11 protein-coding genes are annotated in these 13582 nt (G+C 67.0%); 9 read left to right on the top strand and 2 right to left on the bottom strand.

What is annotated here, in order from left to right; translation table 11 throughout:
- Positions 1–234 precede the first annotated feature (234 nt).
- Positions 235–1503, top strand: coding sequence for a phosphoglycerate dehydrogenase (gene serA, locus YU1_RS0112150; protein WP_051356789.1), 1269 nt, complete (start codon positions 235–237; stop codon positions 1501–1503).
- A gap of 65 nt (positions 1504–1568) precedes the next feature.
- Here serA and YU1_RS29155 read toward each other — a convergent pair whose 3' ends face one another.
- Positions 1569–2249 carry a class I SAM-dependent methyltransferase gene (locus tag YU1_RS29155; protein ID WP_051356788.1) on the bottom strand — a complete coding sequence of 227 codons (681 nt, stop codon included), beginning with the start codon at positions 2247–2249 and terminating at the stop codon, positions 1569–1571.
- Positions 2250–2785: 536 nt separating this feature from the next.
- On the opposite strand from YU1_RS29155, the gene gcl reads away from it, so the two are divergent.
- The 7 genes from gcl to YU1_RS0112110 all read left to right on the top strand — a co-directional run bounded on the left by gcl (position 2786) and on the right by YU1_RS0112110 (position 10546).
- Entirely contained in the window at positions 2786–4561 is a 1776-nt protein-coding gene (gene gcl, locus YU1_RS0112140; protein ID WP_029004307.1) for a glyoxylate carboligase, read from the top strand.
- 144 nt (positions 4562–4705) lie between these two features.
- Complete coding sequence (hyi, locus tag YU1_RS0112135; RefSeq protein WP_029004306.1) at positions 4706–5485, top strand: hydroxypyruvate isomerase; 780 nt, start codon at positions 4706–4708, stop codon at positions 5483–5485.
- Positions 5486–5577: 92 nt separating this feature from the next.
- The gene (gene glxR / locus YU1_RS0112130; RefSeq protein ID WP_280790715.1) at positions 5578–6498 is read left to right on the top strand and encodes a 2-hydroxy-3-oxopropionate reductase; all 921 of its coding nucleotides are present in this window, start codon (positions 5578–5580) and stop codon (positions 6496–6498) included.
- A gap of 165 nt (positions 6499–6663) precedes the next feature.
- Positions 6664–8139, top strand: coding sequence for a pyruvate kinase (gene pyk / locus YU1_RS0112125; protein ID WP_029004304.1), 1476 nt, complete (start codon positions 6664–6666; stop codon positions 8137–8139).
- Positions 8140–8327: 188 nt separating this feature from the next.
- Complete coding sequence (locus tag YU1_RS0112120; protein ID WP_029004303.1) at positions 8328–8801, top strand: CYTH domain-containing protein; 474 nt, start codon at positions 8328–8330, stop codon at positions 8799–8801.
- A gap of 162 nt (positions 8802–8963) precedes the next feature.
- Positions 8964–10004 carry a zinc-binding metallopeptidase family protein gene (locus YU1_RS0112115; protein WP_029004302.1) on the top strand — a complete coding sequence of 347 codons (1041 nt, stop codon included), beginning with the start codon at positions 8964–8966 and terminating at the stop codon, positions 10002–10004.
- 263 nt (positions 10005–10267) lie between these two features.
- Complete coding sequence (locus YU1_RS0112110) at positions 10268–10546, top strand: hypothetical protein (protein WP_029004301.1); 279 nt, start codon at positions 10268–10270, stop codon at positions 10544–10546.
- A gap of 246 nt (positions 10547–10792) precedes the next feature.
- On the opposite strand, the gene YU1_RS0112105 is transcribed toward YU1_RS0112110, so the two are convergent.
- Entirely contained in the window at positions 10793–11689 is an 897-nt protein-coding gene (locus YU1_RS0112105; RefSeq protein WP_029004300.1) for a uracil-DNA glycosylase, read from the bottom strand.
- Between the two features lie 194 nt (positions 11690–11883).
- Here YU1_RS0112105 and YU1_RS0112100 point away from each other — a divergent pair, with 194 nt between their 5' ends.
- A complete protein-coding gene (locus YU1_RS0112100; RefSeq protein ID WP_029004299.1) occupies positions 11884–13554 on the top strand; it encodes an electron transfer flavoprotein-ubiquinone oxidoreductase in 1671 nt (556 codons plus the stop codon).
- Positions 13555–13582: the final 28 nt, after the last annotated feature.

Here is a 13582-nt window from a genome sequence, read left to right as displayed (position 1 = left end):
GGGACATTCCCGCAGACACCGTTGCGCAGCCGTGCTTTCCGAAGGGTCGGGCGGACGGCGACGCCTGCGGGTTCGGGCTGGGGCAATGTGCCCGAGCTAGACGTCGGCACCAAAAGCGGTAAGTTCTCGCCCGCCCGCGGATCCCCCCTTTTCGCGGGCGAAGGACCAGCCGTGCCAGCCGCTCCCCGTTTCCCGGGGGTTGCGGTTGTTTGCCATCTGAAGGACGCCGAGATCGTGCAGGACAGCCATTCTCATTCGCCGCAACTCTCGCTGGCCAAGGACAAGATCCGGGTGCTGCTGCTCGAAGGCGTGAACGACAGCGCTGTGCAGATGATGACGGATGCCGGCTACACCAACGTCACGCGCCTGCCCAAGGCCCTCGACGGCGACGCCCTGAAGGACGCCATCAAGGGCGTGCACATCCTCGGCATCCGCTCGCGCACGCACATCACCGCCGATGTCCTGGAAGCCGCCGACCGGCTGATCGCCATCGGCTGCTTCAGCGTGGGCACCAACCAGGTGGATATCGATGCGGTGCGTGGATATGGCATCCCCGTCTTCAACGCCCCCTTCTCCAACACCCGCAGCGTCGCCGAACTGGTGATCGGCGAGATCGTCATGCTGCTGCGCCGCATTCCCGCGCGCTCCCATGCGGCGCATGAGGGGCGCTGGGACAAGTCCGCCAACGACAGCCACGAGGTGCGCGGCAAGACGCTGGGCATCGTCGGCTACGGCAACATCGGCTCGCAGCTCTCCAACCTGGCCGAGGCCATGGGCATGCGGGTGATCTTCTACGATCACACCGACAAGCTGCGGCACGGCAACACGGAATCCACCTCCAACCTGCACGACCTGCTGGCGCAGAGCGACGTGGTGAGCCTGCACGTGCCGGAAACTCCGGCGACCCACGGCATGATCGGCCGCGATGAGTTCGCTGCCATGAAGCAGGGCGCCTATTTCATCAACAACAGCCGCGGCACCGTGGTCGACCTGGACGCGCTCGCCGAGGCCCTGCGCGCCGGCAAGCTCCGCGGCGCCGCCGTGGACGTGTTCCCGGTGGAGCCCGGCTCCAACAGCGAGCGCTTCGTCTCCCCGCTCCAGGGCCTGGACAACGTCATCCTGACCCCGCACATCGGCGGCTCCACCGAGGAGGCGCAGGAGCGCATCGGCGCCGAGGTGGCACGCAAACTGGTGGATTATAGCGACACCGGCTCGACCATGGGCGCGGTCAACTTCCCGCAGGTACAGTTGCCGGCGCGCCCCTTGGGGACGCGGTTCATCCAGGTCCAGCGCAACGTGCCGGGCATGCTCGGGCGGCTGAACGAGGTGCTGGCCCGCCATTCGGTCAACATCGCCGCGCAATATTACGAGACCTATGCCGACATGGGCTATGTGGTGCTCGATGCCGATGCCTCGGCGGCGGATACCCAGGCGGTGCTGGCCGACATCCGCGCGCTGGAAGGCACCATCCGCGCCCGCCTGCTCTACGAATACAAGATCTGAGCCGGCCTCATCGATGCAGCGGCCCCGTCTCCACCCGGAGACGGGGCCGCTTTCGCATCATGCGATCACTTGTGCGCGTGGAACACCCCACGGCAGGTCGCCCGCCCATCGATCAACCCGTAACCGAAGGTGTCGAAGACATCGACCCTGCCGAAGCCGAGGTCTTTCAGGGCTTTGACCATGAACGCCTCATTCGGGGCGAACTTCGCGGTGACCCTTTCGCCTCCGATGCCGCCAAAATACGACATGGCGGGGACATTCAGGAAATTCAGGTCGAGCAGCGTCTCGACGATCAGCGTCTCCTTGGTGACCGCCGCGAGATTGGGAAGCACTCTGATCGGATCGGGGAGGTGGTAGAACACGCCTAGAAACAGGACGACATCGAACGTCCCGACGGTGTCGACGCTGATCTCCTCGACGGAGATCTCCTTCTCTTCGACCTTTGACCCGAGAGCCCGCTTGGCGAGATCGAAGCCCGGCTTGCCGTTCGGCCCGGGACCATTCCAGCAGAAGTAATCCGTCGCCAAGACCCGCGATGCGCCGCGCCGTTCGGCTTCGAAGGAGAACGCGCCGTTCCACGCGCCGATATCCATCACACTCTTGCCCGCGAAGCTTGCCGGGAGGCCGCACTGGGCGGCCTTCTCAACCGACTGGTCAAGGCCCGGGGTGACGATGCCATGTCCAAGATCGATCCGGTGAAACCACTCGACCTTTGCCATTTCAGCTTTGATGCTCTCGGCGTCCATGAAGCCCCCAGTTTGATGTAAACGCGCGACAATCGGGATCCGCTTTTCAGGGGCCCGGCGCCATATCAGCCATGCACCTGAAGCCTTGCCTTTGGCTGGTGTAGGACAATGGCCATGCCCATACCAGCCTCCCGCTCCGGTGAAAAACGAACGCGTCTGCGGCGCTCCTCAAGCTAAGCGCCTTCGGCCGTGCGGCAGGTGCCTTTGCCGCGATTTCAGCCCCCCGGCCCGCCGCGATGTTCGCTCCGACCGAGGGTCGCTCAGCCCGCAACGGACGGGCCTGCTCCACCAGCTTCCGCCCCCGTTGCGGGCCGGGGCCGCAATTGGCCCGGACGGACCGCGGTCGCCGCTTTCCCGAGCCATCCCGCCACCTCCGGAGCTGACGATCCGGCCCCGCACCATCCCGCATCGCAGCAAGATTATTTCCACGAAGGCATCAATGTGATGCCGTTTCTTGCCATAGAAGCGCGGCACCCCTAGGCGTATGCAATATACGAAAGTCCAATAACGTAACCCTCAAGGGTGGAGGAAACGCCATGGCCCGCATGCGTGCCGTCGATGCTGCCGTTCGCGTCCTGGAGAAGGAGGGCATCACCTGCGCCTTCGGTGTTCCCGGCGCGGCAATCAATCCATTCTATTCCGCCATGAAGGCGCGCGGCTCGATCCGCCACGTGCTGGCCCGCCACGTGGAGGGCGCCTCGCACATGGCCGAGGGCTATACCCGCGCCGTGGCCGGCAACATCGGCGTGTGCATCGGTACCTCGGGGCCCGCCGGCACCGACATGATCACCGGCCTCTATTCCGCCCAGGCGGATTCGATCCCGATCCTGTGCATCACCGGCCAGGCGCCCCGCGCCCGTCTTTACAAGGAAGACTTCCAGGCGGTGGACATCGAATCCATCTCCAAGCCGGTCACCAAATGGTCGGTCACCGTGCGCGAGCCCGCGCTGGTGCCCATGGTGTTCCAGCAGGCGTTCCACGTCATGCGCTCGGGCCGCCCCGGCCCGGTGCTGATCGACCTGCCCATCGACGTGCAGATGGCCGAGATCGAGTTCGACGAGGACACCTACGCTGCGCTGCCGGTCTACAAGCCCAAGGCCACCCGCGCGCAGGCGGAAAAGGCCATCGCCATGCTGGCGGCGACTGAGCGTCCGCTCATCGTCTCCGGCGGCGGCATCATCAATGCGAACGCCTCCGACCTGCTGGTGGAATTCGCCGAACTGACCGGCGTGCCGGTCATCCCCACCCTGATGGGCTGGGGCAGCATCCCCGACGACCACCCGCTGATGGCCGGCATGTGCGGGTTGCAGACCTCGCACCGCTACGGCAACGCGACCATGCTGGCGTCCGACTTCGTGTTCGGCATCGGCAACCGCTGGGCCAACCGCCACACCGGCTCGGTGGAGGTCTACACCAAGGGCCGCACCTTCGTGCATGTGGACATCGAGCCGACCCAGATCGGCCGCGTCTTCGGGCCCGATTTCGGCATCGTCTCCGATGCGGGCGCAGCGCTTGAGCTGTTCATCGCGGTCGCCCGCGAGTGGAAGGCCGCCGGCAAGCTGCCGGACTGGTCGAAGTGGGCCCAGGAGTGCCTCGGCCGCAAGCAGACCATGCAGCGCAAGTCGCATTTCGACAACGTGCCGCTGAAGCCGCAGCGGGTCTATGAGGAGATGAACGAGGCCCTCGGCCGTGACGTCACCTACGTCACCACCATCGGCCTGTCGCAGATCGCCGGCGCGCAGTTTCTCAAGGTCTACAATCCGCGCAACTGGATCAATTGCGGCCAGGCCGGCCCGCTCGGCTGGACGCTGCCGGCGGCGCTCGGTGTGCGCGCCGCCCGGCCCGATGCGAAGATCGTCGCCCTTTCCGGCGATTACGACTTCCAGTTCCTCATCGAGGAACTGGCGGTGGGCGCCCAGCACAAGCTGCCGTACCTGCACGTGGTGGTGAACAACTCCTATCTCGGGCTGATCCGCCAGGCGCAGCGCGGCTTCGAGATGGATTTCGAGGTCTCGCTCTCCTTCGACAACATCAATTCGGACGAGATCGGCGCCTATGGCGTGGACCATGTGGCGGTGGCCGAGGGCCTCGGCTGCAAGGCCATCCGCGTGCGCACCCCGAACGAGTTCAAGGACGCCTTCGCCTCGGCCGAGAAACTGATGGCCGAGCATCAGGTGCCGGTGGTAATCGAATTCATCCTGGAGCGTGTGACCAACATCGCCATGGGGGTGGAGATCGACAAGGTGAACGAGTTCGAGGAGATCCTCGACCTGCCGCTGGCGTCCGTCCGCGCCGTGGAGCCGGCCGAATAGGCGGACCAGGACGCCCTCTTCCCGTCATATCGCTGCCGCTGGCCGGAAGGCCGGCGGCAGGCGCCTTCCCAGACCTTCCACCAAGACCGAAAGCGGCCGAACAGCAAGGCCGCAACAGCCAAGGCTCAGCCAGCGGAGAGGTGAATGCCCAAGTTCGCAGCCAATCTGACCATGCTCTGGAACGAGATCGACTTCCTGGACCGCTTCGCCAAGGCGGCGGAAGCCGGGTTCAAGGGCGTCGAATACCTGTTCCCCTATGCCTATCCCAAGGAAGACCTGGCCGAGCGCCTGCACAAGCACGGCCTGACGCAGGTGCTGCACAACCTGCCGGCCGGAGACTGGGCCAAGGGCGAACGCGGCATCGCCACGCTGCCGGACCGCGTGGGCGAGTTCCAGGACAGCGTGGGCCTGGGCATCGAGTATGCGAAGGCCCTGGGCACCAAGACGGTGAACATCCTCGCCGGCCTCACCCCCAAGGACGTGCCGGCGGAGAAGGTCTACGAAACCCTGGCGTCGAACCTGAAGTTCGCCGCCGCCGAGATGAAGAAGGCCGGCATCCCGCTGGTGGTCGAGGCCATCAACAGCCGCGACATCCCCGGCTTCTACCTCAACACCACCAAGCAGACGCTGGCGCTGCTGGACGACGTGGGGCCGGACGACATCTTCTTCCAGTACGACATCTACCACATGCAGATCATGGAGGGCGATCTCGTCCCCACCATCCGCGCCAACATCGCCCGCATCAAGCACATCCAGCTGGCCGACAATCCCGGCCGCGGCGAGCCTGGCACCGGCGAGATCAACTATCCCTTCATCTTCAAGGCCATCGACGAGGCCGGCTACACCGGCTGGATCGGCGCCGAATACAAGCCGAAGACTTCCACCGACGAGGGCATCGGCTGGTTCGCCCCCTACAAGGGGTGAGGTCCCAGGCCGGGTCCGGGAGGGGGGACGCCGACGGGGCCGGCCCGGAACCGCCATCCGGGATTTTCCATGAGAACCGTGCCGCCCGCCCCATCCGGCGACGGCACGCAACGACATATCGGGAGCATCGCGCAATGAACGTGGGTTTCATCGGGCTCGGCATCATGGGCACTCCCATGGCCGGCCATCTCATCGCCGCAGGCCACACGCTGTTCGTCTTTGACGTGGTCAAGGTGCCCGCCGAACTGACGGACAAGGGCGCCACCGCCGTCGCCTCCTCCGCCGAGGTGGCGAAGAATGCCGACGTCATCATCCTCATGGTGCCGGACACGCCGCACGTGGACGCGGCCCTGTTCGGCCCCGGCGGCGTGGCCGAGGGCCTCTCGGCCGGCAAGATCGTGGTGGACATGAGCTCCATCTCGCCGGTGGAGACGAAGACGTTCGCCGAGAAGATCAACGCGCTCGGCTGCGACTATCTGGACGCCCCGGTGTCCGGCGGCGACGTGGGCGCCAAGGCCGCCTCCCTCACCATCATGGTCGGCGGCCCGGAGGCCGCCTTCGAGAAGGTGAAGCCGCTGTTCGAGAAGATGGGCAAGAACATCACCCTCGTCGGCGGCAATGGCGACGGCCAGACCACCAAGGTCGCCAACCAGATCATCGTCGCGCTGACCATCGAGGCGGTGAGCGAGGCGCTGCTGTTCGCCTCCAAGGCGGGCGCCGACCCGGCCAAGGTGCGCCAGGCGCTGATGGGCGGCTTTGCCTCCTCGCGCATCCTGGAAGTGCATGGCGAGCGCATGGTGAAGCGCAATTTCGATCCGGGATTCCGCATCGAGCTGCACCAGAAGGACCTGAACCTCGCGCTGTCCTCGGCCCGGGCGCTGAAGGTGGCCCTGCCCAATACCGCCACCGCGCAGGAGCTGTTCAACGCGGTGGCCGCGCGCGGCGGCTCCAAGCTGGACCACTCAGCCATGGTCAAGGCGCTGGAGCTGCTGGCGGACCACGACATCGCCTGACATCCGGGCGACCGGCGGAACCGGGTCCACCCGGTTCCGCCGGATCCCTCCGCCGTCACGCCGTCACGCAACAGGTGTATGCTGCCGAGGCACGCCGCACGGCCCTGCCCGCGGCGCACACAAGGAAAGCGGACGCGCCAGGCGGCCGCAGGGGGAGATACGGCCATGCCGCAGAAGCGCAACCGCGCCACCAAGATCGTCGCCACCGTCGGCCCCGCATCCAATACGCCGGAAAAGCTGAAGCAGCTGTTCCTTGCCGGCGTTGATGTGTTCCGGCTCAATTTCAGCCACGGCACCCAGGCCGACCACGGCACGGTGCTCGCGCACATCCGCCGCCTTGAGGAAGAGGTGGGGCGCCCCATCGGCGTGATCGCCGACCTGCAAGGCCCCAAGCTGCGCATCGGCCGCTTCGCCGACGGCGCCATCACCTTCGGTCCCGGCAAGCGCCTGCGCTTCGACGCCGACGTGGACAGGCTGGGCGATGCCGACCGCGTGCCGATCCCCCATCCCGACATCATCGAGGCGCTCACCATCGGCTCGACCGTGCTGTGCGACGACGGCAAGGTGCGCCTGAAGGTGGTGGAGAAGGGCGCCGGCTGGCTGGATGCGGAGGTGGTCAGCGGCACGCGCCTGTCCAACAACAAGGGCTTCAACATCCCCGACGTGGTGCTGCCGCTCTCGCCCTTGACCGAGAAGGACCGCGCCGACCTCGCCTTCGCGGTGGAGAAGGGCGTGGAGTGGATCGCCCTGTCCTTCGTGCAGCGGCCGGAGGACATCCACGAGGCCCGCGCGCTCATCCAGGGCCGCGCGGCGGTGATGCTGAAGATGGAGAAGCCCGCCGCGGTGGAGCATCTCACCGAGCTGGTGGAATTGTCCGATGCCATCATGGTGGCGCGCGGCGACCTCGGCGTGGAGCTGTCCCTGCCGGAGCTGCCGGCCATCCAGAAGCGGATGATCGCCGAATCCCGCCGCCAGGGACGGCCGGTGATCGTCGCCACGCAGATGCTGGAGAGCATGATCAGCGCCCCGGTGCCGACCCGCGCGGAGGTCTCCGACGTGGCCACCGCCGTCTATGAGGGCACCGACTGCGTGATGCTCTCCGCCGAGAGCGCGGCCGGCCAGTATCCGGTGGAGGCGGTGTCCTTCATGGACGACATTATCCGCCACGTGGAGCGCGACCCCGGTTACCGCCAGGTGCTGGATGCCACCCAGGCGGAATGGGGCAAGACCATCGGCGACGCCGTCACCAAGGCCGCCTACCAGACGGCGCTGGCGGTCGATGCCGCCGCCATCGTCGCCTATACGCTATCCGGCACCACCGGCCTGCGCGCGGCGCGCGAGCGCCCGCCGGTGCCCATCCTTGGCATCACCACCCGGCTGGAAACCGCCCGCCGCCTCGCCTTGTCCTACGGCGTGCACGCGGTGCATGTGGCGGAGGACATCCACTCGTTTGGCGAGATGGTGGACCGGGCGGTGCAGGTGGCGGTGGAGCAGGGCCTCGCGGCGCCGGGCGACCGTCTCGCCATCACCGCCGGCGTGCCGTTCGCCAAGCCCGGCACCACTAATATCCTGCGGGTGACCACCATCGGCGACACCACGCCCCCCAGCAAGCACGACGTGGACGCCACAACCACGGCGTAGCACGCACGCCCCGTCACGACCCGAGATGGTAGAGGCCGGCGCTACAAGCCGGCCTCGCGCCATCTGCCGCAAGGGAATGCGACGATTTGTTAGGGATTTTGTGCCCGCGCCAGCCATGATGCGGCTGGCGCGGACCGCGATTATAAGGGAAGATGAAGATCAATCCTTCATCTCGGCGAGCGTACGTCATGGCGGTGGAAGTGGAGCGCAAGTTCCTCGTGACGTCGGACGGCTGGCGCGCGAATGCCCACGGCTCCTGCTTCTGCCAGGGCTATATCGATACCTCCGACGACACGACGGTACGCATCCGCATCGCCGGCGAGCGCGCCTTCATCACGGTGAAGGGCCCCTCGCAGGGCATGTCCCGGGCGGAGTTCGAGTATCCCATTCCGCTCGCGGACGCCAAGGTGATGCTGCGCGACCTCTGCCGCCAGCCGCTGATCGAGAAGATGCGCTACGACGTGCCCTATGGTGGCAAGCTCTGGAGCGTCGACGTGTTCGGCGCGGAGAACAGCGGCCTCGTGGTGGCCGAGGTGGAGCTGGACCACCCCGCCGAGCATGTCCCGCTGCCGCCCTGGGTGGGTGAAGAAGTGACCGAGGACCCGCGCTACCGCAATTCCGCCCTCGTCTCCGCGCCGATGCTGAACGGGGCGGCCTCCTAGAGCCGATCGACGCGGCGCCCGGCCCGGCGGAAGCCCCGCTCATCGCCGACCGCGCCCCGATGGCGGACGTTTCCGGCCTTCCCCCCCATCAGGCAACCTTTACCGCCGCCCGGGGTTCATGTCGGTGCGCAGCCGCAGCGGCTTTGAGGGCGAGACCGATCCATGAAACTGTTCCAGTGCCAGAATTGCGGCAATGCCGTGCATTTCGATAACACCACCTGCATGAGCTGCGGCATGGCGCTCGGCTATCTGCCGGAACGAGCCGAGCTCTCCGCCCTGGCGGCGGACGGCCCGGCCTGGCGACCGCTGGCCGACCCGGACAGGACCTACATCTCCTGCGACAACGCCGCTTATGACGCCTGCAACTGGCTCATCCCCGCGGACGCCGGACGTACCTTATGCGAGGCGTGCCGCCACAACCGCACGGTGCCCGATCTCAGCGTGCCGGAAAACCTCGCCAACTGGCGCAAGCTGGAAGGCGCCAAGCACCATCTGTTCTATTCCCTGCTGCGCTGGCGCCTGCCCGCCCCGGACCGCGCCGAGGACCCGGCGCACGGTTTGGCCTTCGACTTCCTGGTCGACGGCGCCGCCCCGGTGCTGACCGGGCATGACGACGGCCTCATCACCATCAATCTCGCCGAGGCGGACGATGCCGAGCGGGAGAAGCGCCGCACCTCCATGAGCGAGCCCTACCGCACCCTTCTCGGCCATTTCCGGCACGAGGTCGGGCACTATTACTGGGACGTCCTGGTGCGCGACGGCGGCCGGCTGGATGCGTTCCGCGCGCTGTTCGGCGACGAGCAGGCGGACTATGGCGCAGCGCTCCAGGCGCATTACGACAACGGCCCGCCGGCGGACTGGCAGAACGCCTTCATCTCCTCTTATGCAACTGCTCATCCCTGGGAGGACTTCGCCGAGACCTTCGCGCACTACCTGCACATGGTGGACGCGCTGGAGACCGCTGGCGCCTTCGGCCTGCGCCTGCGCCCCCGCATCCCCGGCGCCGACGAACTGCGGGCCGAGGTGGACTTCTCCCCGTATCGCGCGGATGGGGTCACGGAACTGGTGGACGCCTTCGTTCCGCTGACAGTGGCGATCAACGCCATCAACCGGAGCATGGGCCAGCCGGACCTCTATCCGTTCGTACTCAACACGCCGGCGATCGCCAAACTGAAGTTCATCCACGAACTTGTTCATCGTTAGTTAAAAGTATCCAATTCATTTGAAGTCATACAATTTGATACATTTTTAAATATTCATCTCAGCGTTCACCCGGTTACCAACCGGAAACCGCGTATCAAAATGCCCACACTGCCGCGCGACGACGCATAACGATTTTGTTACATCGCTGCGCACGGGCTCGTTACTTGCGATTTGGCCCCGGCTACATAAATTCCCGTCTCGAGGAAGCGGAGCAATGACGCTTCGCCCCGCCCGATCCAACGGGCCGGACAGGAGAGACAACCATGAGCACCCTCACCACCAAGCTGCTTGCCGCCACCCTGATCGCCGCCGGCCTCGCCGGTGCGACCTCTTCGGCCTTCGCGGACGAATACATCACCGCGAAGAACAAGGAATTCTACGCCGTGGCCGCGGGCCAGCAGGACAGCCAGGCCAAGCTGCCCGCGAATGCCGCCCCGATGAGCAATGAGAACTCCTTCAACGCTCCGGCCGGCAGCCTGGCGCCCGCCACCGGCCCGTTCTCCGACCAGGCCCCCCACTCCGGCCCGTCGCAGAACGGCTGAAGCCACACGGCCTCTTGAGGCGGCGCACGCGCACCCGCGCCGCGCCCAGATGCCCGAGCCCTGAACAGGGCGCGGGCAAGACCCGGTACCGACGCGATCCCCCCCGCGCGTCGGCGCCGGGTCTTTTTGTTGATCAGAAGAACAGCGGAGAGTGGCCCCATGCCCGTGGCCCGTCCGCCGGGCCGCCGCCCTCGCCCGCCGAAAGGCGCGTCCTGCCGCTGCGGGCTTCCGGCCGCGACACGCGGCTCAGCCGGCGGCCTCACCCTTCAGCAGGGCCTCGACGGCCAGAAGATCCCGCCAGGCGTAGCGCTTGCCCAGCGGCGTGCGCAGCAGGTAGGCCGGATGGAAGGTGGCGATGGCCTTGATGGTCCGGCTGCCGGTGTCATAGGGCACGATCCGGCCGCGGGCCTTGGTGATGCCGTCGGTGATGCCCAGCAGCGCCTGCGCCGACGGCCCGCCGAGGCACACCAGCACGTCCGGATTGGCGAGTTCCACCTGCCGGCGGATGAACGGCAGGCAGATCGCGGTCTCCTGCGGCGTCGGCGTGCGGTTGCCTGGCGGCCGCCAGGGAATGACGTTGGCGATGTAGGCCGTGGTCCGGTCAAGGCCGATGGCCGCCAGCATCAGATCCAGCAGCCGCCCGGAGCGCCCGACGAACGGCAGGCCCTGCACATCCTCGTCCCGTCCCGGCGCCTCGCCCACGAACATCACCTTGGCCTGCGGGTTGCCGTCCGCGAACACCAGCCGGGTGGCGGTGCGCTTCAGGGGGCAGCCGTCGAACGCCTCCAGCATCCCGCGTAACTCGTCCAGCGATGCCGCCGTATGGGCTGCGTCGCGCGCCGCCATCACCGCCACGTCCGGCGGCTGGGCGGACACCTGCATTCCCGCTCCGGACGGCGCGTGGCCGGCGCCGACGGACGGAGCCGGCCGGGACGGCGCAGGCCGCGTGCCGGCAGTGGGCGAATCAGTCCCCTGCCCCCGGGGTGCGTCCGCCATGACGGCGGCGGATGGCCGGCGCGCCGATGCGGCCGCCGCGCTCTCGGCGAAGCGGTCCACGGCCACCTCGTCGAGGGCCACGTCCACCCCGGCCTCCGCATAGAAGGCGAGGATGTCGGCAAAATGTTTGTGTACGAATGAGTTCATCGGCTTTCCGGACCAGCGGCGCGATCCTACACCAGACCTGCGCCACGCCGAAACCGTTGTGCGGGAATGTCCCGCCCCGGCGGGGGTGCGGCTGAAAGCGAATTGTCTTCGGCTGGCATCCGTGGAACAACTCCAACCTTCGCGGGCGTGCCGTCACGGCACCGCGGCATAAGAATCGGGAGAGGGCGAAAACCATGAGCGAGGCGGAACTGCCGGAACGGGAAGGGATGGACTACGACGTGGTGGTCGTTGGCGCCGGTCCCGCAGGCCTCGCCACCGCCATCCGCCTCCGGCAGCTCGCGCAGGAGCGCGGCGAGGACCTGTCGGTGGTCGTCGTGGAAAAGGGTTCCGAGGCCGGCGCCCACATCCTCTCCGGCGCGGTGGTGGACCCCGTCGGCCTCGACGCTTTGCTGCCCGGCTGGCGCGAGGAGAGCGACGCGCCGCTCGTCACCCCGGTCACCGAGGATCATTTCTATCTGCTCGGCCCCGCCGGCGGCGCCCGCCTGCCGAACTTCGCCATGCCGCCGCTGATGAGCAACCACGGCAATTTCATCGGCTCGCTGGGCAATGTGGTGCGCTGGCTGGCGCAGAAGGCCGAGGCGGCCGGCGTGGAGATCTACCCGGGCTTTGCCGCCTCCGAAGTGCTCTATGACGATGCCGGCGCGGTGCGCGGCATCGCCACCGGCGACATGGGCGTCGACCGCGAGGGCAACCCCAAGGGCGAATTCACCCGCGGCATGGAACTGCGCGGCCGCTACACAGTGTTCGCCGAGGGCGCGCGCGGCCATCTCACCAAGCGCCTCATCGCCCGGTTCGGCCTCGATGCCGGCCGTGAGCCGCCCAAGTTTGGCATCGGCCTCAAGGAATTGTGGAAGGTGGCGCCGGAGAAGCACCGGCCGGGGCTGGTGCAGCATGCCTTCGGCTGGCCGCTGGATGGCAAGACCGGCGGCGGCGCCTTCCTCTACCACATGGAAGACTGCCAGGTGATGGTGGGCTTCGTGCTCCACCTCAACTACCAGAACCCCTATCTCTCGCCGTTTGACGAGTTCCAGCGGTTCAAGACCCACCCCATGTTCCGCGACACGTTCGAGGGCGGCAAGCGCATCTCCTACGGCGCCCGCGCCATCACCGAGGGCGGCTACCAGAGCGTCCCCCGCCTCACCTTCCCCGGCGGTGTGCTGGTGGGCTGCGCGGCCGGCTTCGTCAACGTGCCGCGCATCAAGGGCAGCCACAACGCCATGCTCTCCGGCATGCTGGCGGCCGAGCACCTGGCGGACGCGCTCATCGCCGGCCGCTCGCATGACGAAGTGGTGAGCTATGAGGCCGCTTGGCGCACCTCCCACGTGGGCCGTGACCTGCACAAGGTGCGCAACGTGAAGCCGCTGTGGTCGCGCTTCGGCACCTTCATCGGCATCCCGCTCGGCGCGCTGGACATGTGGACCAACACGCTCGGCTTCTCCTTCTTCGGCACGCTCAAGCACGGCAAGACCGACGCGCAGAGCCTGAAGCCGGCGGCGAATTTCAAGCCCATCGCCTATCCCAGGCCGGACGGCGTGCTGACCTTCGACAAGCTGTCCTCGGTGTTCATCTCGAACACCAATCACGAGGAGGACCAGCCCATCCACCTCAAGGTGCGGGACCTGGACTTGCAGAAGCGCTCGGAGCACGACGTCTTTGCCGGCCCGTCCAACCGCTATTGCCCGGCGGGCGTTTATGAATGGGTCGAGGAGGCGAGCGGGCCGCGCTTCCAGATCAACGCGCAGAACTGCGTCCACTGCAAGACGTGCGACATCAAGGACCCGAACCAGAATATCGACTGGACGGCGCCGGAAGGCGGCGGCGGGCCGAACTATCCCAATATGTGAGAATCTCTCCGCGCGGGACCGAAGGGCG

The organism is Azorhizobium doebereinerae UFLA1-100, assembly GCF_000473085.1.
Lineage (GTDB): Bacteria > Pseudomonadota > Alphaproteobacteria > Rhizobiales > Xanthobacteraceae > Azorhizobium > Azorhizobium doebereinerae.
The sequence above is the reverse complement of the archived record's forward strand: the minus strand, read 5'-3'. Positions and strand labels throughout refer to the sequence as shown.

What these genes read in the sequence shown, in the direction of transcription:
- pyk (WP_029004304.1), top strand. Translation starts at nt 6,664, where the DNA reads ATGCCGCAGAAGCGCAACCGCGCCACCAAGATCGTCGCCACCGTCGGC.
- hyi (WP_029004306.1), top strand. Translation starts at nt 4,706, where the DNA reads ATGCCCAAGTTCGCAGCCAATCTGACCATGCTCTGGAACGAGATCGAC.
- YU1_RS0112100 (WP_029004299.1), top strand. Translation starts at nt 11,884, where the DNA reads ATGAGCGAGGCGGAACTGCCGGAACGGGAAGGGATGGACTACGACGTG.
- YU1_RS0112105 (WP_029004300.1), bottom strand. Translation starts at nt 11,689, where the DNA reads ATGAACTCATTCGTACACAAACATTTTGCCGACATCCTCGCCTTCTAT.
- YU1_RS0112120 (WP_029004303.1), top strand. Translation starts at nt 8,328, where the DNA reads ATGGCGGTGGAAGTGGAGCGCAAGTTCCTCGTGACGTCGGACGGCTGG.
- gcl (WP_029004307.1), top strand. Translation starts at nt 2,786, where the DNA reads ATGGCCCGCATGCGTGCCGTCGATGCTGCCGTTCGCGTCCTGGAGAAG.
- YU1_RS0112110 (WP_029004301.1), top strand. Translation starts at nt 10,268, where the DNA reads ATGAGCACCCTCACCACCAAGCTGCTTGCCGCCACCCTGATCGCCGCC.
- YU1_RS0112115 (WP_029004302.1), top strand. Translation starts at nt 8,964, where the DNA reads ATGAAACTGTTCCAGTGCCAGAATTGCGGCAATGCCGTGCATTTCGAT.
- YU1_RS29155 (WP_051356788.1), bottom strand. Translation starts at nt 2,249, where the DNA reads ATGGACGCCGAGAGCATCAAAGCTGAAATGGCAAAGGTCGAGTGGTTT.